This is a genomic window from Variovorax sp. 05N34 (assembly GCF_056397405.1).
Map to the genome: position 1 here is coordinate 344,086 of NZ_JBFTNI010000008.1, position 20,206 is coordinate 364,291.

The following is a 20,206-nucleotide window of genomic DNA, read 5'->3' on the forward strand; positions in this document are numbered from 1 at the left end:
TTCAGCCGAGCCGCTGCAGCAGGTGGTCGCCAACGCGCAATGCGTTGGCGATCGCGGTCAGCGACGGATTCACCGCGCCGATGCTGGGAAAGAAACTGGTGTCCACGACATACAGGTTGTCGAGCTCATGCGCCTTGCAGTTGCGGTCGAGCACCGAGCTGGCCGGGTCGTCGCCGAAGCGGCAGGTGCCGGCCTGGTGCGCGCAGCCGGCCAGCGCGATGTCGCTCTGCATGTAGACGTTCCGTCCCAGCAGATGGTGGGACTTGAAGCCGAGCTGCGAGAGCATCGAACGGAGCTTTTCGTAGAGCTTCTGCTTGGCGACCTGATTGTTGGGCGTGTAGGCAAGCGTCAGTCGCCCATCGCCATCGACAGTCACGCGGTTGTCCGGATCGGGCAGGTCCTCGGTGGTCAACCAGAAGTCGACCGCATGCCGCGCGATGTCGTCCAGCGCACGGCTGGGCACCAGTGCGGTCAGCAGCGCCTTCTCGGCGCGGTACATGCCGCCGAGCGTCTTGCCGATCATCTGGATGTTGCCCATCGGATAGTCGAACCCGTCCATGCCGAAATAGAAGTCGTTGAGAGCGAGCGTCTTCTGGAATGTCGTGTCGTTCGGCGTCAGCGACAGCGCAAGCACCGCCTGGCTGTTGTGGAACATGTAGTTGCGACCGACCTGGCCCGACCCATTGGCCAGGCCGGCGGGATGCGCATCGCTCGCCGAACGCAGCAGCAGGGCCGCTGAATTGGCAGCGCCGCAGGCAACCACCACGATGTCGGCCGAGAAGCGCTGCTCGATGCCCGCCACATTGGCCAGCACGCCGGTAACGCTGGCCCCGTTGCTCTCGAGCTTGAGCGCCCGTGCATTGCGCACCAGGGTGACGTTGGCGTGTTCCAGCGCAGGCCGCACGGCGATCACCTCGGCATCGCTCTTGGCATGCACCAGGCATGGAAAGCCGTCGCAGGTCTGGCAGCGGATGCAGCGGCTGTAGGCCATGTCGGCCTCGTTCATCATCACCGCCGACGGCGCGTGAAAGGGCTTGTAGCCGGCTGCCTTCAGGTCTTCGGCGAGCTTTGCGATGCGCGGCTCGCTCGAGATCGGCGGAGCGGGGTAGGGCGCGCTGGCTGGCGGCTCGGTCGGGTCGGTGCCGCGTTCGCCATGCACCTGGTAGAGCTGTTCGGCCTCTGTGTAGTAGGGCTCGAACTCTTCGTAGCCGACGGGCCAGGCGGGCGAAATTCCGTCGTGATGCCGCATCACGCCGAAGTCCTCCTTGCGGAGGCGAAAGAGCGCCGCGCCGTACATCTTGGTCGCGCCGCCGACGAAGTAGTGCACCTGCGGCTGAAAGGCCTTGCCGCTGGGCAGATACCAGGTGTCCGCCGAGATGTAGCGGTTGTCGGCGAAGACCTCCGCAACGCTCCAGTTGGCCGCCTCGCGCGGCAGCCAGTCGCCGCGTTCGAGGATCAGCACCTTCTTGCCCGAAGGCGCCAGGCGATGCGCGAGTGTGCCGCCGCCGGCGCCGCTGCCGATGATGATGACGTCGTAGTGCCCGTCCATGGCGGCTACAGCCCGGGGCTGCTCTGCATGATGCCGCCGTCCGCGAATATCGTGGTGGCGGTCACGTAGCTGGCACCGTCGCCTGCGAGGAACACCACGACGTTGGCGATTTCTTCGGGCTGGGCCATGCGGCCGAGCGGAATGGCCTTGTTGAGCACCGCCAGCAAGGTGGGGTTCTGCATGGTCGAGAGATTGATCGGCGTGGCCACTGCGCCGGGGCCGACGCCGACGACGCCGATGCCGTGCGGCGCCAGTTCGACACCGGCGGTTCGGGTGAGCATGCGCATGCCGCCCTTCGACAGGCAATAGGCGGTGTTGCCGGGCATCGGCCAATCCTCGTGCACCGAGGTGATGTTGATGATCCGCCCGCCGCCGCCCTGCTTGATCATCTGCCTGGCCGCCAACTGGGTGCCGAAGAAGGCACTCTTGAGATTGATGTCCAGCACCTTCTCGTATTGGGCCTCGGTCGTGTCGAGCACCGACGTGCGGGTCTCGACGCCGGCGTTGTTGACCATGATGTCGATCCTGCCGAATTTCGTGACGGCGGCATCGACGAGCCGCTGCAGGTCGTCGACCTTGCTGACGTCGGCCTCCACCCCGATCGACTGGTCGCCCAGCGCCGTGATCTCCCGCTCCAGTTCGTCGGTCGCCTCCGGATTGGCGACATAGTCGATCACGACGTTGGCACCGGCCTTGGCCAGCCCCAGCGCGATGGCTTTGCCGATTCCGCTGTTTCCACCCGTGACGATGGCGATCTTTCCTTTGAGTGACATGGCGTTCCTCTTTGGCTGGTGATGTGGCTGGTGATGTCGCTGGTCGTGCGACCGTCGGATTTGTACCCCGATTTGCCTCGCAGTGCCTGACTTTGACTGGCGCTTCGGGCGGCAGTAAAAGCAGGCGGGCCCACCGCAGCGGAAAAAAGCCGAATTGACCACACCCACCACACCCACCGCACCTACCCCATCCGCCCCAGCCGAACCCTCGGAAGAAGACAAGCGCCTGGCCGAAGTTCGCGACAAGCAGGTCCCATGGCGCCGCTTCGGGCCCTATGTGAGCGAGAGGCAGTGGGGCACGGTGCGCGAAGACTACAGCGCCAACGGCGATGCATGGGAGAGCTTCACCCATGACCAGGCGCGTTCACGCGCCTACCGTTGGGGCGAAGACGGCATCGCCGGCATCTCCGACGACCAGCAGCGCCTGTGCTTTGCGCTGGCGCTATGGAACGGTGCCGATCCGATCCTCAAAGAGCGGATGTTCGGGCTCACCGGCAAGGAAGGCAATCACGGCGAGGACGTGAAGGAGTACTACTTCTACCTCGACAACCTGCCGAGCCACGCGTACATGAAATACCTGTACAAGTACCCGCAGCAGGCCTTTCCGTATGCCCAGCTCGTCGCTGAGAACGGCCGGCGCGGCCGTCACGACCCCGAATACGAGCTGCTCGACACCGGCATCTTCGACGAGGACCGCTACTTCGACGTCTTCGTCGAATATGCGAAGGCGGGCACGGACGACGTGCTGGTGCGCATCAGCGCGTTCAATCGCGGCGCCGAGCCGGCGCCGCTCGATCTGCTGCCCACGCTGTGGTTTCGCAATGAATGGTCGTGGTCCGGCAGGAAGCCCAAGCCGCGGCTCGCCAAGGACCCTGCGCAGCCTCATGCGATCGCCGCCACGCACGCCAGGCTCGGTACGTACTGGCTCTACCACGAACCCTCCGATGACCTGCTCTTTACCGACAACGAAAGCAACGCCGCCCGGCTCTGGGGCAGTCCGGCGCAGGGATTCGCGAAGGACGCCTTTGGCGACTTCGTGGTGCACGGGCGCCACGATGCGGTCAATCGCGCGAACGTCGGCACCAAGGCCGCGCCGCTCTACCGGCGCACCTTGCAGCCGGGCGAAAGCTGCGTGGTCAAGCTGCGGCTGTCGAACGACGGCCGGCTCTCGGACGCACTCGGCAGTGGGTTCGATGCGGTGTTCGCGCGCCGTATCGAAGAGGCCGATGCCTTCTACCAGCGCATCACGCCCTTCGACCTGCCGCCGGACATGCGCAACGTGCAGCGCCAGGCTTTCGCCGGCATGCTCTGGAGCAAGCAGTACTACCACTTCGTGGTTGCGCACTGGCTGCAAGGCGACAAGCTGCAGTCGCCGCCGCCCGAGGAGCGCAAGCAGGGCCGCGACCACGAATGGACCCACCTTGCCACGGGCGACGTGCTGTCGATGCCCGACAAATGGGAATACCCGTGGTTCGCAGCCTGGGACATGGCCTTTCATTGCGTCGCGTTCGCGATGATCGACGCCGACTTCGCAAAAGACCAGTTGCTGCTGCTCACCCGCGAGTGGTACATGCATCCGAATGGGCAGATCCCCGCCTACGAGTGGTCCTTCGGGGACGTCAATCCGCCGGTGCATGCCTGGGCCGCGATCCGCATCTGCCAGATCGAGCAGAAGATGACCGGCCGGATGGACACGGTCTTTCTCGAACGCATCTTCCGCAAGCTGCTCATCAACTTCACGTGGTGGGTCAATCGCAAGGACCAGGAAGGCAACAACCTGTTCGAGGGCGGCTTTCTCGGGCTGGACAACATCGGCGCGTTCGATCGCACCTCAGGCCTCCCCGGCGGCGGCCATCTGGAGCAGGCCGATGGCACCAGCTGGATGGCGACCTATTGCCTCAACATGCTCAACATCGCGCTGGTGCTGGCCTTCGAGAATCCGACCTACGAAGACGTGGCGACCAAGTTCTTCGAGCACTTCGTCTACATCGGGGACGCGATGAACCACATCGGCACGGAGACGCGTGGCCTGTGGGACGAGGAGCGCGGTTACTACTTCGACGTGCTGCTGCTGCCCGACGGGCGCCGCTTTCCCGTCAATGCCTATACCGTCGCGGGCCTCGTGCCGCTGTTCGCGATCGCTGTCGGCGAAAAGGACATGCTCGACAGCTTCCGCGACTACGAACAACGCTATCAGTGGTTTGCGGACAACCGACCCGAACTGCTGCGCAATCTGGCCGACATGACCCACATCGGCGTTCACGAACGCATGCGGCTGGCTCTCGTCGATTCGCACAAGCTCGCGCGCCTGCTGGAGATCGTGCTCGACGAAGCGCACCTTCTGAGTCCGCACGGAATTCGCTCCGTCTCAAAGACGCATGCGCAGAACCCTTGCGTAATGAATATCGAGGGCCAGACCTTCACGCTCGACTACGAACCGGCGGAGTCGACCAGCGGCATGTTCGGCGGCAACTCGAACTGGCGCGGCCCGGTGTGGTTTCCGCTGAACTTCCTGCTGATCGAGGCGCTGCAGAAGCACCACTATTTCCTCGGCGACGATTTCAAGGTGCCCGAGCCCGCGCGCACCGGCCATTCGATGACTCTCTGGCAGGTGACCACCGACCTGTCGCAGCGGCTGGTCAATATCTTCCTGCGCGACGGGAACGGCAAGCGCCCTTCGAATGGCCGATACGAGAAGTTCAACAGCGATCCGCATTGGCGGGACCTGGTGCTCTTCTATGAGTACTTCGACGGCGAGAGTGGCGCCGGCCTCGGCGCCAGCCACCAGACCGGCTGGACCGGGCTGGTCGCCAAGCTGATCCGGCAGCATGGCGAGTACGCGCTGAAAGACGCAGGCGGACAGGTACCGGTGCCGCCGCACTTCACGCGCAGTTAACCCGCCAGCCCCACGAACACGTTCTGTACGTCGTCGTTCGCATCGATGGCGGCCAGGAAGCTCTCGACTTCTTCCAGCGCCTCGGCGCTCAGGCTGGCCGGATCGATCGGGTTTTTGGCCTTGTAGCCGAGCTTGGCCGACAGCACGGAAAAGCCCTGCGCCGGCAGCGCGCGGCTGACGAGGTCGAGATCGACGGGATCGGTCAGGAACACCGCAACGCCTTCTTCGCCCTGCTCGAAGTCCTGTGCGCCAGCCTCGATGGCGGCGAGTTCGGGGTCGGCGTCGGGTTGCTGGGGTTCGGCCTCGATCATGCCGAGGTGATCGAAATCCCAGGCCACGGAACCGGAGGCGCCCAACTGGCCCTTCCGGAACAGCACGCGCATCTCAGGCGCCGTTCGGTTCACGTTGTCGGTCAGGCATTCGACCATCACCGGGACGCGGTGCGGCGCGAAGCCTTCATAGATCACATGATCGAAATGCACGGATTCGCCGGTCAGGCCGGCGCCTTTCTTGATCGCGCGCTCCAGCGTGTCCTTGGGCATGGACACCTTGCGAGCCTGCTCGACCACCAGCCGCAGGCGCGCATTCGATGCCGGATCGGCCCCGCTGCGCGCTGCAATCATGATTTCCTTGGCCAGCTTGCCGAACAAGCGCCCCTTGGCGTTCGCCGCCAGATCCTTGTGCTTGGCTTTCCATTGCGCGCCCATGTGTGATGTTCCTTGAAGTCGACTTGCTGCGGGTCAAGGATTCTGCCGCAGGCGAAGCATGGGCTGCCGGGCGGCTCCCGGGCGCCATAAGGCGTCGGGCGTGGCGCCTTAATACAGGCGCTTGCGGCGCGTCGCCGCATACACCACGGCCGCTCCGACGGCCGCAGCCGCGTAGACCCAGGTCAGCGGGTTCTTCAATGATCGCGACTCGCCGCCCGGCTTGCCCGGTGCGTTCGCGTCCTGCGACGTCACTGGCGCAACCGGCGCGTGCTTTACCTTGCTTACATTCACCGACACCGGGTCGCTGGCAGGAAAGGACTCCTCGATGCCGTGGTCGAGTGCCGACTCGGTCGGCGCCTGCTCCACGGGCCGCTCAGCCATCTCGGGCAGCTTGTCGTGATGCTCGGCAGTGGGAAAGGGAAAAACTTGAGCTTTGTCGCTGTCCATGAATTCTCCAGGCGGGTGGAACTGAAACACGTCAAGGACGTGGACTGCCAGCATGACTGCCCCGGCCGCTCTTGCGGCGCACGAAGGTCAGCCCTTTTGTCGTAAGCGCAAACCGACGCCGCGGCCCCAGGAAGCCGGTAAGGTTTGCGGCAAAAAGAGCTTCATCAAGTTACTTTGCAGCCAAACGGTGTCGGCCGGTCGCAACACTCCTGTCGATTTGCGCCAGTGCGGGCTCGCGCGCCTCCATGGGTTCGCGTTCGCTCTCAACCCTGGGTTTGTGAACAGGGAACCCCCTCACCGCTGCTGCGAACTCCCAGGCCCGCCGCTGATCTCCATCAAGCGTCTCAGGCGGCTGCGACATTTCCGCCTTCTGATTGGCGGCGATGACTTCGAAGTCGCCTTCGGTGACGGGCCCTGAGCCTTTTGCGCGGCACGTGAGCGCCAGGTCGAGCGAGAAAGCCCAGCTCGACGGAACAAGGCGGTCCTTGCGGAGCATTCGCGCGGCAAGCTTGGCCGACTTCGGACTCAGCATCTGAATTCGCTCGTAGCATTCTGTCCATTTCATGGCGCTCTTCCGGGGTGATCGTCCATGTCGTTCGAGCAATAGCCGTGCCCGCGAAGCACCCCCTGCTCGCTCCGTCTCCCGCAAGATTTGCCGCATGGATTGCGAGGGGTGGCCGCCAACTTGCAGGCCGCTTCAGGCGCATGAAGGCTTGCGCCTCTGGAGCGCCGGCAACAGGCGATTGGCATGATCGTTGCGCATCGGTCGCTCGACGTTCAATGTAGAAGGCGATGACGGAAATACACCTCCAGGCGCGCTTGGCGCAAAGCATGGTCTTTTCTCCCAGGCTCCAGCATGCGGTGCGCCTGCTGCAGATGTCCTCGATGGACTATGCGGACACTCTGCAGGAGGTTGCGCAAGGCAACCCCTTCCTCGACCTGGAATACATGCCCGGAAGCCTTCCGGAAAACCCGCAGTCAACTCCTGCCGCCGCTCGCTTCGAATCGGAGTCGGACTGGGCCGCCGGACTCGACCGGATGTGGGGGCACGACCCCCGGCAGCGCCTCTCGCACGAGGACAGCGCGGACCACCTGCAGAACCTGCCCGTCCCCGCCGGATTGCGCGAGCATTTGCACGCGCAGGTGGGGGTGCTGCGGCTCGACGCGCGCGAGCGCTACTTCGCCGACGCGGTGGTGGAAGCGCTGGACGACGACGGCTACCTGCGCATCTCGCTGGACGAGCTCGGCACGGCCCTGGGGGAAGCCGGGACGGATGCGCAATGCGAGTTGCGGGTCGCGTTGCGCCGCGTGCAGGCTTTCGACCCGGTGGGCGTCGGCGCCCGTTCGCTCGGCGAATGCCTGCGGCTTCAGCTCGACGCGCTGCCGCATTCGCCGACGCGCGCCATGGCCCGCGCCATCGCCGATGCGCATCTCGAGCTGTTGGCCGCTCACAAGCTGGACAAGCTTGCCAAGCTGCTGAATGCGTCAAAGGCCGAAGTGCAGCGCGCCGCCGCCTGCATACGGTCGCTGGATGCGCGCCCGGGTTGGCGCTACGCGGATGGCATCGCGCGCGTCGTGGTTCCCGACGTGGTCGTCTCCAAGGTGCGAGGCGCGTGGCGGACGTCGCTGAACGAAAGCGCGATTCCACGGGTGCGCATGCATCAGGCCTACGCCGCCCTTTTCGAAAAGCACAGGACCGAAGGCGACTCGGCCATGAAGGCTTGCCTGGACCAGGCGCGATGGACTGTGCGCAACGCGGCGCAGCGCGTTTCGACGATCCTCGACATCGCCACGGCCATCGTCGGCCGTCAGAAGCTCTTCCTGGACCATGGACCGCTCGCGCTGAAACCGCTGGGCCTGCGAGCGATCGCCGATGAGGTCGGCGTGCATTCGTCGACGGTGTCGCGGGCCGTCCACCACAAGTACATGACGACGCCGCACGGCGTGTTCGAGCTGCATCATTTCTTTTCGCGCGGCATGCCGCACGAAGCCGGTGGCGAGACGGCGCCGGCGGCCCTTCAGATCCTTATCGGTGAGCTGATCGAAGGCGAACAGAAAGACGCTCCGCTGAGCGACCCTGCGCTGGCGCAGGCGCTCGCGACCCAGGGGTTTCGCATCGCCAGGCGCACGGTGGCCAAGTACCGGCAGGCCCTGAACATCGCGCCGCTCGAACAGCGGCGCAGGGGCGCGCAGCCGCGGCCTTAGATGCGGCATATGCGGCATGCTCCGACACGCTCCGGTCGGGCGAGCCCCTAACCTGTCCGGCCGGCCGCGCCCCGCCCGGGCCGGGGGAATGCACAAGGAGCACGACTTGGACTCTGCCTTGAACCCTGCCTATCCGCGCCCTCAACTTCGACGAGATGACTGGATGTCGCTCAATGGCGTGTGGCGTTTCTGCTTCGACGACGAACGCGCCTTTCTCAGCCCGGACGACATCTCCGCGTGGCCTCGTGAGATACGCGTTCCGTTTCCGCCTGAATCAGAAGCGAGCGGAATTGGCGACCGCGGCTTCCACTACGTCTGCTGGTACCAGCGCGACGTCGAACTTCCGCCCGACGGTGGCCGGGTCATCCTGCGCTTCGGCGCGGTCGACTATGCCGCGCGCGTCTGGGTCAATGGCCGGCTCGCTGTCACGCACGACGGCGGCCATACGCCGTTTTCCGCGGACATCACCCATCTGCTCGACCCTGCGGGTCGGCAGGTTGTCACGGTGCGGGCCGAGGACGATCCGTGCGATCTCACCAAGCCGCGCGGCAAGCAGGACTGGCAAGCCGAACCGCACGGGATCTGGTATCCGCGCACGACAGGCATCTGGCAGACCGTGTGGCTGGAACGCGTCGGCAGGACCTACATCGACAAGATCCGCTGGACGCCGAAGGTGGAGGGCTACGCGCTCTATTTCGAAGCTCGCATCGCCGGAGAGATCTCGGACGATCTGGCGATCGAGATCGAATTGCGGCATGCCGACAAGCTGCTCGCGCGTGACCGCTACCAGGTGATCGAAGGCGAGGTCGACCGCTCGATCGTGCTGTCGGACCCAGGCATCGACGACTTCCGCAACGAGATGCTCTGGACCCCCGAGCGTCCGACGCTGCTGGATGCCAAGCTGCGTCTGCTGCGCAACGGAAGAGTGATCGACACGATCGATTCATACACCGCGCTTCGCTCGGTTCACATCCTGCGCGACCGCTTCATGCTCAACGGCCGGCCCTACCTGCTGCGCCTCGTGCTGGACCAGGGCTACTGGCCGGACACGCTGCTGGCTCCGCCCGATGACGACGCGCTTCGTCGCGACGTCGAACTCGCGAAGGCAATGGGCTTCAACGGAGTGCGCAAGCACCAGAAGATCGAGGACCCCCGCTATCTGTACTGGGCCGACAGGCTGGGCCTGCTGGTGTGGGAAGAGATGCCTTCCGCCTATCGTTTCACGCGCGGCGCGATCAAGCGAACCGTGCGCGAATGGACAGAGGCCATCGACCGCGACTACAGCCATCCGTGCATCATCGTCTGGGTGCCGTTCAACGAGTCGTGGGGCGTGCCCGAGTTGCCGTCGGTCGGGGCGCACCGGCATGCGGTGCAGGCGCTGTTCCATCTGACCAAGACGCTCGACGGGAGCCGGCCGGTGATTGGGAACGACGGTTGGGAGTCGAGCGCGACGGACATCATCGGCGTGCACGACTACGACGCCGACACCGAAAACCTGCGCAAGCGCTACGGCGGCGCCGAAACCGCGCGGCAGGCACTGCTGGAGCATCGCTGGCCCGCCGGCCGCGTGCTGACGCTGGACGATCATCCGCATGAAGGCCAGCCCATTATGCTGACCGAATTCGGCGGCATCGCCTTTCATGCGAAGCAGGCCGAGCCCGCGCCGCTGACATTGCCCGTGGGGCACGACACCAAGAAGGTCTGGGGCTACGCGGTGGCGCGTGACGCGGAGGAGTTCGGCGAGCTGTATGCGCGGCTGCTGGAAACCATCGTCCACGCGGCGATCTTCAGTGGCTTTTGCTACACCCAGTTCGCCGACACGTTCCAGGAGGCCAACGGTCTGCTGAATGCGGACCGCACGCCCAAGATTCCGCTGGAGCGGATCAAGGCCGCGACCAGCCTGTCGCGCTCATGGATCCCAGGCACCGTGTAGATCGGCGGGCACGCCGCTTGCCCTGAAGTGCGGATCGACCTCCACTTCACTCACATCCATGCGCGACTATCTTGTTTTCGTCCGAGCGGGAAGGAATTCCCTGCACCCCGAAATGCTTGCGAACGACCCCGACCGGAATTGGGACTGCTGCATCAACGGGTGGGAAGCGCCTCCTGGCAGCAAGGCCGGGGATTTCGGGGCCGAACTGTTCCAGCCCGGTGCTCTCAACAAGTTCGAAGCCTTCAATGAGATGTTCGGCGGCTCCGTCGCCAACATGCCCTACCGCTACGTGATGATGATCGACGACGACCTTCGCTTTGCGCCTGGCGACGTGTCCCGCTTCTTTCGCATCTGCGAGACCAACCGGCTGTTCCTGAGCCAACCGGCCATTGCATGGGGGAGCAACGTCAATCACCTGATCAACATACGCAATCCGGTTTGTGCAGTCCGCCAGGTGAATTTTGTCGAGGTGATGGCGCCATGCTTCTCGCGCGATGCGCTGGGGGTGCTGTTGCCGACCTTTCTGCTCACCCGCTGTACCTGGGGCATCGATTACGCGTGGTCGTCGCTGCTGGACGGGCAGAGCCGCATCAGCATCGTCGATGCTGTGCCAATGGACCACACCAAGCCGATGGACCGCGTCGAAGGTCCGTTCTATCGCAGGCTGCGCAGCATGGGCATCGATCCGGATGAAGAACTCGCGGAAGTGCATCGCACATTTCCGGAGTGGGGCGAAATGCGCACGCTGGAGCATGGCCATCGATACAGCCGCGAGCTGCCGGGGCTCGATGAAGAGGGGCTGGTGGCATGGATGGAGAAACGCAAGATCGAAGCGCATCTCGCGCGCGGCGGCACCATCGCGCCGCAACGCCCGGTGACCACGGCTGGCGCGGCGGCGCTGGCTGCCTCTGCAATTTCGACGGGATCCGCGACCGGGACCGCAACCGCGACCGCTCCTGCAACCGCCGAGCTTTCGCCCTGAGCGTCAGGTCATCGCGGTGCGGGTCGGGGCTTGAAGTGCAACAGCCTGGCCACTGCATGCAGGTCGGGCAGCACGGCGATGGCCTTCTCACGCATCTCGTCCGTTGGCACCAGGAGGTCGGGAACCATCACCACCGGCATGCGAGCCGCATGCGCCGCTCGCACACCGTTGTAGGAGTCTTCGAGCGCGAGGCAGTCGCCCGGCGATGTATCGAGCAGTTGGCCGGCTCGCAGGAAGAGGTCAGGGTAAGGCTTGCCGCGCGCCACGTCGTCTCGCGTCACGATGGCATCGAAGCGCTGCACGATGCCTGCGCGTTCGAGGTGGTGATGCGCTTTTTCTCGCGACGACGATGTCGCAACGGCATGCGGCACGCCCCCCTCTTCGAGCAGCGCCAGCAACTCGGACGCGCCCGGCTGGAGCTGCATGCCGCCGCCATCGATGAGCGCGAGCAGGTGGCGTGACGAAGCCGCGAAGAGGTCGTCGGCGGGCGCCCCTTCGCCGTAGTGTTCGAGCAGAAGCCGCCGGCAGCCGTCGGCCGGCACGCCAATCATCAGCGCGCAGACGTCGTCGTGCAGATCGAGCCCGACCTCCTCCCCGGCCAGCCTCAGGGCTCGGCGCGCCAGGTGCTCCGTGTTGAGCAGGAGCCCGTCCATGTCGAACACAACGGCCGACGCAACCAGTCGATCCAGGGTTTCAGGTGCCATGTCCATGTCAGTCATCCAGCGCAAGCATGCCAGAAACGCATGCCGCCACGGCCCCGCGTGCGCCGCGCTGCCGGAGCATGGTGACTGCGTCGATCAGGCTCCGGCGCAGGCCGATGTCTCTCGGCAAATCGTCTCCGAAGATGCTCGGCAGGCCCAGCAGGAGGTCGACGAGCCGGCGGGGATCGTCATGTGCATCGGCAGCACTGCGTTGCAGCGTGGCGCACAGATGGTCCGGTACAAAGATTGGACCGCCGAAATCATCGTGCCCTGCGATGCAGCGCATCCATGCGGCGATTGCCAGCACGGTGCAGGGTGCCGGCCGGCGCGCCCGCCGGTTGTCCCTCAAGGACGCGAGCAGCCGCGCTGGCAGCTTGGACGAACCGTCGCGGGCCACCCGTTCGACCCCATGCGCGATGCCGCGGCTGCGCCAGCGCGCGAGCAGTTGCCGCGCATAGGCATCGATGTCATGGTCGCTGGGCGGCAGCGTTGGCTTCTGCTCGTCGAGCATGAAGCGCAGCGCGAAGGCTGCGAAGCCGGGTACGGCCATCGCGTCGGCGATGGTCTCGCAGCCTGCGAGCTGGCCCAGGCAGGCGATGGCCAGATGGCCGCCGTTGAGGAGGCGCAGCTTCGAGGCTTCCCATGGCGTCACGTCCGATACGTACTCCGCGCCGGCGGCATCCCAGCGCGGGCGCGCGCCGTCGAAGCGCTCGATGACCCACTGGTGAAAGGGCTCGGCGCAGATCGGCGCCGCATCGATCAATCCCAGCGCGGCGCTCGCGTCCTTGAGGTCGGTCGCGCTGGTGGCCGGCACGATCCGGTCGACCATGGTCGAGGGGAATTGCACGTGTCCCGCGATCCATGCGGAGAGGCGGTCATCCTCCAGCGCGGCCATGTCGATGCACAGCTGGCGCAAAAGGCGCCCGTTCGAAGGCACGTTGTCGCACGACAGGACCACGGGTGGGGCAGTGCCCGTCCGCCACCGCTGCCGAAGGCCCGCGACGAGTACGCCAATGGCCGTGCGGGGTTGCGGGAGCCGCCAATCCCCCTGCGCCGCTGTGCTCGTGTCGAGCCTGCCGCAGGCGTCCGCGCCATAGCCGCCGACCGTGATGGTGAGTGTCACGACCCTGATCGCAGGATCGGCGAAGGCGCGCTGCAGCGGCAGCGGGTCGCGCGGCGCGTAGACGAGCTCACTCAATGTGCCTACCACGGTGACGCGTGTTCCCTGGCTCCCTCGTTCAAGGACCGTGTAGAGGCCATCCTGCGCAGCGAGCGCATCGACGGTGCCCGGCGTGACCAGGCTGGCCGCGACGATGCCCCAGGCGGGTGGTTCGCTGCCCCGCAGGCGTTTTGCGGGGCCGTATTCCCATTCGACGGCGCGCTGCGTGAGGAAGGCCTGGTGCGCACGATGAAACGATCCGCAGCCCAGGTGCAGGATTCCCGGGCGCAGCTTGCCGGGTCCGAAGTCCGGCCGCCGCACTTCCGGCGGCGCGAGGTCCATGCATGCGCGCGAGAGACGCAACGGCTGCGGACGCGCCAGGTCTGTGCAATGCAAGGAGCTGCTGCTCAGGCTGCCACGCATGATGGCGTCCCCGCGATCGGGTAGCCGCCCCAACCACCTTCAGGCTGCTGTGCCTGCAAGAGCAGTGGCAGCACCGCTGGATTGCTTTGCAGCAAATAACGCCAGCCGTCGGCGAGCATGACTGCGAGTGCATCGGGCTCCAGGCCGAGCGTCTCCCGCTCCGGGCCGACGATCGCGAAGGTCTTGTGGATTTGCGCGCAATCAAAGTCCTCCATGATCCGGTCGGACTCCGCATGCACGCGGCGGCCGAGCTCGGCATCGCGGAACATGCCCACCGGCCGCGTGTGAAGCACCGGCGCCGCGTCGATGATGCCGAGGTTGCGATAACCAAGCAGCTTCGGCCAAAGTGAATCCAGGCCCCATCCCCACCCGGTCGAGCTGAGTTCAAGAGTCGGCAGAAGCCGATCGAGCGCCCATCGGCTGAAGCACGGCATCATGATTTCCACGAAGCCCGTGCGCCGTGCAAAGCAGCGTTTGTTGCGCATGGTGCTGTAGTGCGCGTAGTAGGACGCCTCGTGCAATGCAGGCGCGCAGAGATCGAAGGAGAGCGCCGCTGAGTGCGTGAACATCCTGTCGATCGCGTCTGCCGTCGCAAAGATGTCGTCGTCCGGCAGCCATATGCGCTCGTACTCGCGCCAGCCGGTCCAACCCCCAAGAAGCTCTCGCAGGCCTGTCCACTTGGGTCCGGGGATCACGTCGCCTACGGTGCATTCGAGATCGTCTTGCGGCTGCAGCGCCTGGTAGGGGCAAAGATAGAGATCCCAGTTGCGCTGGCCCGCGGTACCGAGCCAGGATGGATGGAGCGAGTGGCGGCCGACGCGGGCGACCACCAGGTTTTGACGTGCCATAGCCATAGGAAGACCATCGGTAGCGGGACGGCTGCCTTCAGGCCGCCTCCAGGTCGCTTTCCTGCTCCAGGCGCGCGAACAACGCGAGACTTTGGGCTACCACCTGGTCCATGTTGTAGTAGCGGTAAGTGCCGAGCCGGCCCGTGAAGGTCACGCCGCGCGTGCGTTCGGCCAGCTCTTCGTACTTCCTGTAGAGCGCTGCGTTATGCGGCGCGGGGATCGGGTAGTACGGGTCGCCCTCGTCAGTCGGGAACTCGCGTGTGATGCTCGTGCGCGCATGCGTTTGCCCCGTCAGGTGCTTGTATTCAGTGATGCGGGTAAAGGGCACGTCAGGCGCGGGATAGTTCACCACCGCCACCCGTTGCAGCCATGGCTGATCGAGCGTGCTGTGCTCGAAGCGCAACGAGCGGTAGGGAAGCTTGCCGAAGCAAAAGCCGAAGTACTCGTCGATCGGACCCGAATAGATCAGGTGATCGTGCGGGATCACGTCCTTCACGTCAGCATGGTCGGTGTTGGGCAGGAAGGTGATGTTCGGATGGTCGATCATCCGCTCGAACATGCGTGTGTAGCCGTGCGAAGGCATGCACTGGTACTTGTCCTGGAAGTAGCGGTCGTCCGCATCCGTGCGAGTCGGCACGCGTGCGGTCACCGCCTTGTCCAGTTGAGAGGCATCGATGCCCCACTGCTTGCGCGTGTAGCCCTCGAAAAATTTGCGGTAAAGCTCTTCACCCACCTGGCTCACCACGACGTCGCGTGAGCTCACGATGTTCTCGGTCGGTTGCGCGCGCGCCGCCAGGAAGGCTGCCGCGCCGGCAGCATCGAGCTTCAGTCCATACAGCCTGTTGATGGTGGTCAGATTGATAGGGATCGGCACGAGTTGGTCGTCGACCATCGCCAGCACGCGGTGTTCATAAGGCCGCCACTCGGTGAACTGCGACAGATAGTCGAGCACGCGCTGCGAATTGGTGTGAAAGATGTGAGGCCCGTAGCGATGCACGAGCAAGCCGGATTCGTCGAGATGATCGAAGGCGTTGCCTCCGATGTGGTTGCGCCGGTCGACGATGAGCACGCGCCGGTCGAGTTGGCTGGCAAGCCGCTCGGCGAGGACGCAGCCGGCGAAGCCGCCTCCAACGATGAGGTAGTCGAAAGAACGGGAGCCGTCGCGCGCGGAAGCGCTGGTGGTGGGGTGGGCCATGTGGTTTGTGGAGGTTGGGAGTGGGGGTTGGAGTGAATGCACCCACTCTCCTCGGCAAACCGCGTGCCCGCTGCGCTATGAATCCTTCAGTGTCAGTCGAGGCGTTGGCGCTGGGACAGGCCCAAGGTGCGCTTGAGGAAGATCGTCAGCGCAGCACCAGCAGCGGCACTCATCAAGGCCGCGCTCACGGGGCGCTCGGCAATGTAGGCCTTTGTGCGGACCGTGCAAACATCGAGCGCTTGATCGAGCTTTTGCCTGAAGGTCTTCGGCGCCATCGCATCAGGAGTTGGCGCCGGCGTCGTCGCATCCAATGCCGCCACATCGGCATCGGTCAATGGTGGCGCGTTTGGCGCGTCATTCAAGGGTTGTCTGATCAGGTCGATGTCCATTGGGTCTCCATCGAGTCGGGGTGTGCACCCATTCTTCCCTTTGGCATCGGCACCACTGTCGGGTTGCCGGACGGACTCATGTAGGAAGGGACCAGAGTGGACTGTTGAGTCCATTGCCTACTCTACGTGTAGTGACTGGATGACCACGTCGGGTCGCGCCCAAATCCAGAGTGCAGCCTTCACAAATGAGGAGCGCCCATGGCTGAATACAGAGTTGATCCCACCGTGCAGCAGCGTGGCAGCGCTCGCGTCGAGGAGTGGTCCAGCGCCAGTGGCGTTTCCTGGGGTGCCATATTCGCGGGCGCGGCCGGCGCTGCGGCGTTGTCGCTGGTCCTTCTGCTGCTTGGCACCGGCCTTGGCCTGTCCACGGTCAGCCCGTGGGCCAACAAGGGCGCCAGTGCCACGACCATCGGTGTCGCGTCCGTGGTGTGGCTGTCGATCGTTCAGCTTGCCGCATCCGGCATGGGCGGTTATCTGGCGGGCAGGCTGCGCACCAAATGGGCCGGCTTGCACACGGACGAGGTGTACTTCCGCGACACAGCGCATGGCTTCCTGGCCTGGGCTGTTGCGACATTGCTTACCGCAGCGCTCCTTACGTCGGCCGTCGGATCGATCGTTGGTACGGGTGCGCAAGTGGGCGCCACGGCCGCGGGTGGGGCAGCAACCGCCGCAGCTTCTGCAACGGCCGCTCGGGCAGCGGAATCTTCCACCGGCGACTCTTCTTCGAGCTCGAACTCGAGCTCGGGCCCGGTCGGCTATTTCGTCGACTCGTTATTCCGCCGGGACCCGAGCGCCGCCGGTGCGTTGCCCTCCGATAGCTCGGCGGGCAACGCACCGGCGTCCGAGGTCGCCCGCATCTTCGTGAACAGCTTCCGCGCAGGCACGCTGTCGCCCGAAGACACCAAGTACGTCGGGCAGCTCGTCGCGCAGCGCACAGGGCTCAGTCAGCAAGACGCTGAAAGGCGAGTGACCGACACCTACAACAAGGCGCAGGCGACGCTCAACGACGCCAAGACCAAGGCGCAGGAAGCGGCCGACGCGGCGCGCAAAGCTTCTGCATACGCGTCTCTCTGGCTCGTGGTCTCGATGCTGATCGGCGCTTTCGTCGCGAGCTTCGCGGCCATCTACGGCGGCCGGCGCCGTGATCTCTGAGCCGGTGGTCCGCGCGACGCGTTGACAAGACTTCACTCCCTCGTCTCGAATTCAGGAGAACTCCCATGCGCTCACTTCTTCTTTGGTTTCTTGGCGTACCGATCCCGATCATCATCCTCATTGCGTTGTTCGTCCGGTGAGTGACCGGCGTGGACCTGCTGGACCTGGTGCAGTGGCCCGCGTTCGCGGCTTCCGTCGCGGCCGCCTACCTCGTTGCTTCCAGTTCAAGGGGAAGGCGCAATGCGGGCTTCTGGATCTTCCTGCTCAGCAACGTTCTTTGGGTGGCCTGGGGGCTTCACACCGACGCCTGGGCACTCATCGCCTTGCAGGTGTGCCTGGCCATCCTGAACGTCAGGGGCCTGTTCAAGACAGAGCCCAAGTAGCGTCAGCGCTTGCCCTTCGCCTCCAGGTCGGGCTTGGCCTTGGGCTTGGCCTTGGGCGCAATCCCTGGCTTGCCGCCCTCGGCTTGCTGGACCGCACCCGCCGTTCGATTTTCAATGGCGCCGCAGTTCGTGTTTTCGCCCGGGCCCGTCTCGATCAATGGCACCAGCGCCGCCAGCGGATTCACCACTGCCAGCGCCGCCATGGCGCCCGCGCGCGCAACGAGCGGTCCCTTCTCGATCTCGAAGCGAGGCTGCCTGAAGGTGCCATACACGCGCACCGGCGTGCGCAGGGAGAGCAGACCGACTTCCTTCGGCTTCGGTGCAATGGTCATGTCGAAGCGCTCGTGTTCGAGATCGAAGGTGCCGCCGCCGAGCACCTGCGTCTGCTCGGTGTCCACCACGAAGAGCGAAGACTTGCCCTGGCCGTCCTTCACGTCGAACGCCGCGCCACCGCAGTTGATGACGATGTCCTTGTCGCCGCCGGCCAGCAACATGAGCACCTTGCCGCCGTTGAGGCCGCTCGCGGCGTCCAGCAGATTCGACACCCGGCCGTTGACCACGGTAGCGACGATGCGGCCGTCGGCCTTGGCGGCGGCGTCCGCGATGGAGTTGCCCGTGCCCTTCAGGTGCAAGGTGGCACCGACGCGGCCCGCGCCCTTTGCGATCGTCTTGCTGTCGGGCGCGAGCTGATCGATGCGCACGCGCTGCAGGTCGATGTGGACGTCGGACTTCAACGTGGGCTCGCGCGCGTCCAGCGCGACCTGCGATGCGATGCTGCCGCCCGCAAAGCCGAAGTCGAGCGGGGCCACCTTGAGCATCGAATCGTGCAGGCGAAGCGAAGCCTTGAGGCTCTCCAGGGGCAGGAACTGAGGCACCTCGAGCCTGGTAGCGACGAGGTCGACCTCGGCATCGATCTTCTGCAATCGGCTGCCGTCGAAAGTGCCCGCGGGCAGCACGTGCGTGGGATCGATCTGCTTTTCCTTCGCCTTGGCTGTGGGCCTGTCGCGGGTCTCGGCCTGCGATACGTTCGGCTTGCCACCGCTCTGCTTCGTCTGCACACCAATCAGCGGACCGAGGTCGGCAAGGTTCAGCAGCTTGCTGTGCAGATCGGCTGTCAGCAACGGGCGCGGCTTCTGATCGACGTAGGCGCCTTTGCCGGTGACGTCGGTCGAGCCGATCCGCCCGGCAAGGTCGTCCATGCTGTACCGGTTGCCCTTGAGAATCAGATGGCCCTGCAGGCGATAGGGCGGAGAGGCCGGCAGCGGCAACAGCAGGAAGGGATACAGATTGGCCAGCGTCTGGCCTTCGATGCGCAACTGGGTGTCGATGGCCGTGATGTTGGCCGCGTCGGCGATCGTGCCTTCGACGGCGAGCTTCGTCGTGCCCGCGTCCAACTGGCCCTTGAGCGGAAACGGCACCCCGGACTCCTGGAAGCTCAGCACATCACCCGTGAGCGCGCGTCCCGAGAACGCCGCGTCGTGGTATTTGCCCTTGAAGTCGTACTGGGTCGTGTAGCGGTTGTTGGACGGTTTGGTATTCGCATTCTTGACCTGCTCTTGCGCGTTCGGATCGAAGGTGCTTCCCTGGATATCGATCGTGAAGGGCTCCCCATGGTCGATGTAGATCAAATGGCCCTGGTCCACCGACAGCGTGCTGATGCGCAACCTGCTGGGTGATGTGTCCGATGGGTCGGACAGAATCCAGTTCTTGCGGTTGTCTGGCAATCGCTCAAAGACAAGGTCGGGACGCGTGAGCGCCACGCGCGGAACCAGGATCTTCTCAGGCAGGTCGCGCAAGGCGACCGAGAACTCCAGGCGCTCTATCTTCGCCATGGCGGGCGCGTCCTTCGACCACGCCGCGTTGCCGAAGTAGACGTCGCGCATGACGATGGTGGGCGTCAGTCCGAGCTTGACGTGGAGATCGGCGCTGTGGAATTCGCGCTCCGTCTTCCTGGAGATATAGCGATCGAGCGAAGGGCGGACCCAGTTCCAGTCGAACACCAGGACGAACGCCACAAGCACCACGAAGAGCGCCGCGATGACGGACCAGACAGGATGGCGCCCCACGAACACCGGCAGGCGAGAAGGCATGGCAAGACTTCGAAACGGCCAGGCCCCAACATCGACGCTTTGGCGCAGCCCGGCCGTGGGAGCGGGCGGGAAAGACGTGTGGGATGATTCCCGCGCGCAGCCCCTTACATCCCTGGAGGTCCCATGCAATCCGTGCTCGACAACTTCTCCCTGGCTGGTCGAACAGCTCTGCTCACCGGTTCGAGCGCCGGCATCGGATACGCACTCGCGCGAGGCCTGGCCGACGCGGGCGCCCGCGTGATCCTCAATGCCCGTTCCCCTGACAAGCTGGAGAAGGCCGCAGCGCAATTGCGCGGCGAAGGCGGCACGGTCTTCACCGCGGCTTTCGACGTCAGCGATGGCAATGCCGTGAACGCTGCGGTCGAACGGATCGA

At 65.0% G+C, this 20,206-nt stretch carries 18 protein-coding genes; 7 read left to right on the forward strand and 11 right to left on the reverse strand.

Features of this window, described 5'->3' with window-relative positions; all coding sequences use genetic code 11:
- Window position 1 precedes the first annotated feature (1 nt).
- On the reverse strand, window positions 2–1,549 hold the full coding sequence (locus AC1DMA_RS22590) for a GMC oxidoreductase (RefSeq protein WP_478126293.1): 1,548 nt from the start codon (window positions 1,547–1,549) through the stop codon (window positions 2–4).
- 5 nt (window positions 1,550–1,554) lie between these two features.
- Window positions 1,555–2,322: a glucose 1-dehydrogenase gene (locus AC1DMA_RS22595; protein WP_478126294.1), complete on the reverse strand. Its 768-nt coding sequence runs from the start codon at window positions 2,320–2,322 to the stop codon at window positions 1,555–1,557.
- Between the two features lie 154 nt (window positions 2,323–2,476).
- Here AC1DMA_RS22595 and AC1DMA_RS22600 point away from each other — a divergent pair, with 154 nt between their 5' ends.
- Complete coding sequence (locus AC1DMA_RS22600) at window positions 2,477–5,218, forward strand: MGH1-like glycoside hydrolase domain-containing protein (RefSeq protein ID WP_478145565.1); 2,742 nt, start codon at window positions 2,477–2,479, stop codon at window positions 5,216–5,218.
- Here AC1DMA_RS22600 and AC1DMA_RS22605 read toward each other — a convergent pair.
- From AC1DMA_RS22605 to AC1DMA_RS22615, 3 genes are all read right to left on the reverse strand, one after another.
- A complete protein-coding gene (locus tag AC1DMA_RS22605; protein ID WP_478126296.1) occupies window positions 5,215–5,925 on the reverse strand; it encodes a YebC/PmpR family DNA-binding transcriptional regulator in 711 nt (236 codons plus the stop codon). The genes AC1DMA_RS22600 and AC1DMA_RS22605 overlap by 4 nt on opposite strands.
- A 108-nt stretch (window positions 5,926–6,033) precedes the next feature.
- A complete protein-coding gene (locus AC1DMA_RS22610; RefSeq protein WP_478126297.1) occupies window positions 6,034–6,372 on the reverse strand; it encodes a hypothetical protein in 339 nt (112 codons plus the stop codon).
- A 169-nt stretch (window positions 6,373–6,541) separates the two neighbouring features.
- Window positions 6,542–6,937, reverse strand: a complete 396-nt coding sequence (locus AC1DMA_RS22615) for a hypothetical protein (protein WP_478145566.1) — start codon at window positions 6,935–6,937, stop codon at window positions 6,542–6,544.
- Window positions 6,938–7,164: 227 nt separating this feature from the next.
- Here AC1DMA_RS22615 and rpoN point away from each other — a divergent pair, with 227 nt between their 5' ends.
- From rpoN to AC1DMA_RS22630, 3 genes are all read left to right on the forward strand, one after another.
- Window positions 7,165–8,577, forward strand: coding sequence for an RNA polymerase factor sigma-54 (gene rpoN, locus AC1DMA_RS22620; protein WP_478126299.1), 1,413 nt, complete (start codon window positions 7,165–7,167; stop codon window positions 8,575–8,577).
- Window positions 8,578–8,683: 106 nt separating this feature from the next.
- A complete protein-coding gene (locus tag AC1DMA_RS22625; RefSeq protein WP_478145567.1) occupies window positions 8,684–10,510 on the forward strand; it encodes a glycoside hydrolase family 2 TIM barrel-domain containing protein in 1,827 nt (608 codons plus the stop codon).
- Window positions 10,511–10,622: 112 nt separating this feature from the next.
- Complete coding sequence (locus AC1DMA_RS22630; protein ID WP_478145568.1) at window positions 10,623–11,492, forward strand: hypothetical protein; 870 nt, start codon at window positions 10,623–10,625, stop codon at window positions 11,490–11,492.
- Between the two features lie 8 nt (window positions 11,493–11,500).
- Here the strand turns inward: AC1DMA_RS22630 and AC1DMA_RS22635 are convergent, their stop codons facing one another.
- From AC1DMA_RS22635 to AC1DMA_RS22655, 5 genes are all read right to left on the reverse strand, one after another.
- Window positions 11,501–12,202 (reverse strand): HAD family hydrolase, encoded by a 702-nt coding sequence (locus AC1DMA_RS22635; RefSeq protein WP_478145569.1) that lies wholly within the window; start codon window positions 12,200–12,202, stop codon window positions 11,501–11,503.
- A gap of 1 nt (window position 12,203) precedes the next feature.
- Window positions 12,204–13,748 (reverse strand): mannitol dehydrogenase family protein, encoded by a 1,545-nt coding sequence (locus AC1DMA_RS22640; RefSeq protein ID WP_478145570.1) that lies wholly within the window; start codon window positions 13,746–13,748, stop codon window positions 12,204–12,206.
- A gap of 11 nt (window positions 13,749–13,759) precedes the next feature.
- Window positions 13,760–14,629, reverse strand: coding sequence for a hypothetical protein (locus AC1DMA_RS22645; RefSeq protein ID WP_478126304.1), 870 nt, complete (start codon window positions 14,627–14,629; stop codon window positions 13,760–13,762).
- 31 nt (window positions 14,630–14,660) lie between these two features.
- Window positions 14,661–15,818 (reverse strand): UDP-galactopyranose mutase, encoded by a 1,158-nt coding sequence (gene glf, locus AC1DMA_RS22650; protein WP_478126305.1) that lies wholly within the window; start codon window positions 15,816–15,818, stop codon window positions 14,661–14,663.
- A gap of 92 nt (window positions 15,819–15,910) precedes the next feature.
- Window positions 15,911–16,207, reverse strand: a complete 297-nt coding sequence (locus AC1DMA_RS22655) for a hypothetical protein (RefSeq protein ID WP_478126306.1) — start codon at window positions 16,205–16,207, stop codon at window positions 15,911–15,913.
- A 198-nt stretch (window positions 16,208–16,405) separates the two neighbouring features.
- Here AC1DMA_RS22655 and AC1DMA_RS22660 point away from each other — a divergent pair, with 198 nt between their 5' ends.
- Both AC1DMA_RS22660 and AC1DMA_RS22665 read left to right on the forward strand, forming a co-directional pair.
- Window positions 16,406–17,359 (forward strand): hypothetical protein, encoded by a 954-nt coding sequence (locus AC1DMA_RS22660; RefSeq protein ID WP_478145571.1) that lies wholly within the window; start codon window positions 16,406–16,408, stop codon window positions 17,357–17,359.
- A gap of 149 nt (window positions 17,360–17,508) precedes the next feature.
- Window positions 17,509–17,742, forward strand: a complete 234-nt coding sequence (locus AC1DMA_RS22665; protein WP_478126308.1) for a hypothetical protein — start codon at window positions 17,509–17,511, stop codon at window positions 17,740–17,742.
- A 2-nt stretch (window positions 17,743–17,744) separates the two neighbouring features.
- On the opposite strand, the gene AC1DMA_RS22670 is transcribed toward AC1DMA_RS22665, so the two are convergent.
- A complete protein-coding gene (locus AC1DMA_RS22670) occupies window positions 17,745–19,832 on the reverse strand; it encodes an AsmA family protein (protein WP_478145572.1) in 2,088 nt (695 codons plus the stop codon).
- 123 nt (window positions 19,833–19,955) lie between these two features.
- On the opposite strand from AC1DMA_RS22670, the gene AC1DMA_RS22675 reads away from it, so the two are divergent.
- Window positions 19,956–20,206, forward strand: a 251-nt coding sequence (locus AC1DMA_RS22675) for an SDR family NAD(P)-dependent oxidoreductase (protein WP_478145573.1), incomplete at its 3' end; no start/stop codon positions are given.

Coding starts and splice junctions, on each gene's coding strand:
- AC1DMA_RS22635 (WP_478145569.1), bottom strand. CDS start 12,202: ATGGACATGGCACCTGAAACCCTGGATCGACTGGTTGCGTCGGCCGTT.
- AC1DMA_RS22655 (WP_478126306.1), bottom strand. CDS start 16,207: ATGGACATCGACCTGATCAGACAACCCTTGAATGACGCGCCAAACGCG.
- glf (WP_478126305.1), bottom strand. CDS start 15,818: ATGGCCCACCCCACCACCAGCGCTTCCGCGCGCGACGGCTCCCGTTCT.
- rpoN (WP_478126299.1), top strand. CDS start 7,165: ATGACGGAAATACACCTCCAGGCGCGCTTGGCGCAAAGCATGGTCTTT.
- AC1DMA_RS22660 (WP_478145571.1), top strand. CDS start 16,406: ATGGCTGAATACAGAGTTGATCCCACCGTGCAGCAGCGTGGCAGCGCT.
- AC1DMA_RS22670 (WP_478145572.1), bottom strand. CDS start 19,832: ATGCCTTCTCGCCTGCCGGTGTTCGTGGGGCGCCATCCTGTCTGGTCC.
- AC1DMA_RS22595 (WP_478126294.1), bottom strand. CDS start 2,322: ATGTCACTCAAAGGAAAGATCGCCATCGTCACGGGTGGAAACAGCGGA.
- AC1DMA_RS22630 (WP_478145568.1), top strand. CDS start 10,623: ATGCTTGCGAACGACCCCGACCGGAATTGGGACTGCTGCATCAACGGG.
- AC1DMA_RS22615 (WP_478145566.1), bottom strand. CDS start 6,937: ATGAAATGGACAGAATGCTACGAGCGAATTCAGATGCTGAGTCCGAAG.
- AC1DMA_RS22605 (WP_478126296.1), bottom strand. CDS start 5,925: ATGGGCGCGCAATGGAAAGCCAAGCACAAGGATCTGGCGGCGAACGCC.
- AC1DMA_RS22610 (WP_478126297.1), bottom strand. CDS start 6,372: ATGGACAGCGACAAAGCTCAAGTTTTTCCCTTTCCCACTGCCGAGCAT.
- AC1DMA_RS22645 (WP_478126304.1), bottom strand. CDS start 14,629: ATGGCTATGGCACGTCAAAACCTGGTGGTCGCCCGCGTCGGCCGCCAC.
- AC1DMA_RS22590 (WP_478126293.1), bottom strand. CDS start 1,549: ATGGACGGGCACTACGACGTCATCATCATCGGCAGCGGCGCCGGCGGC.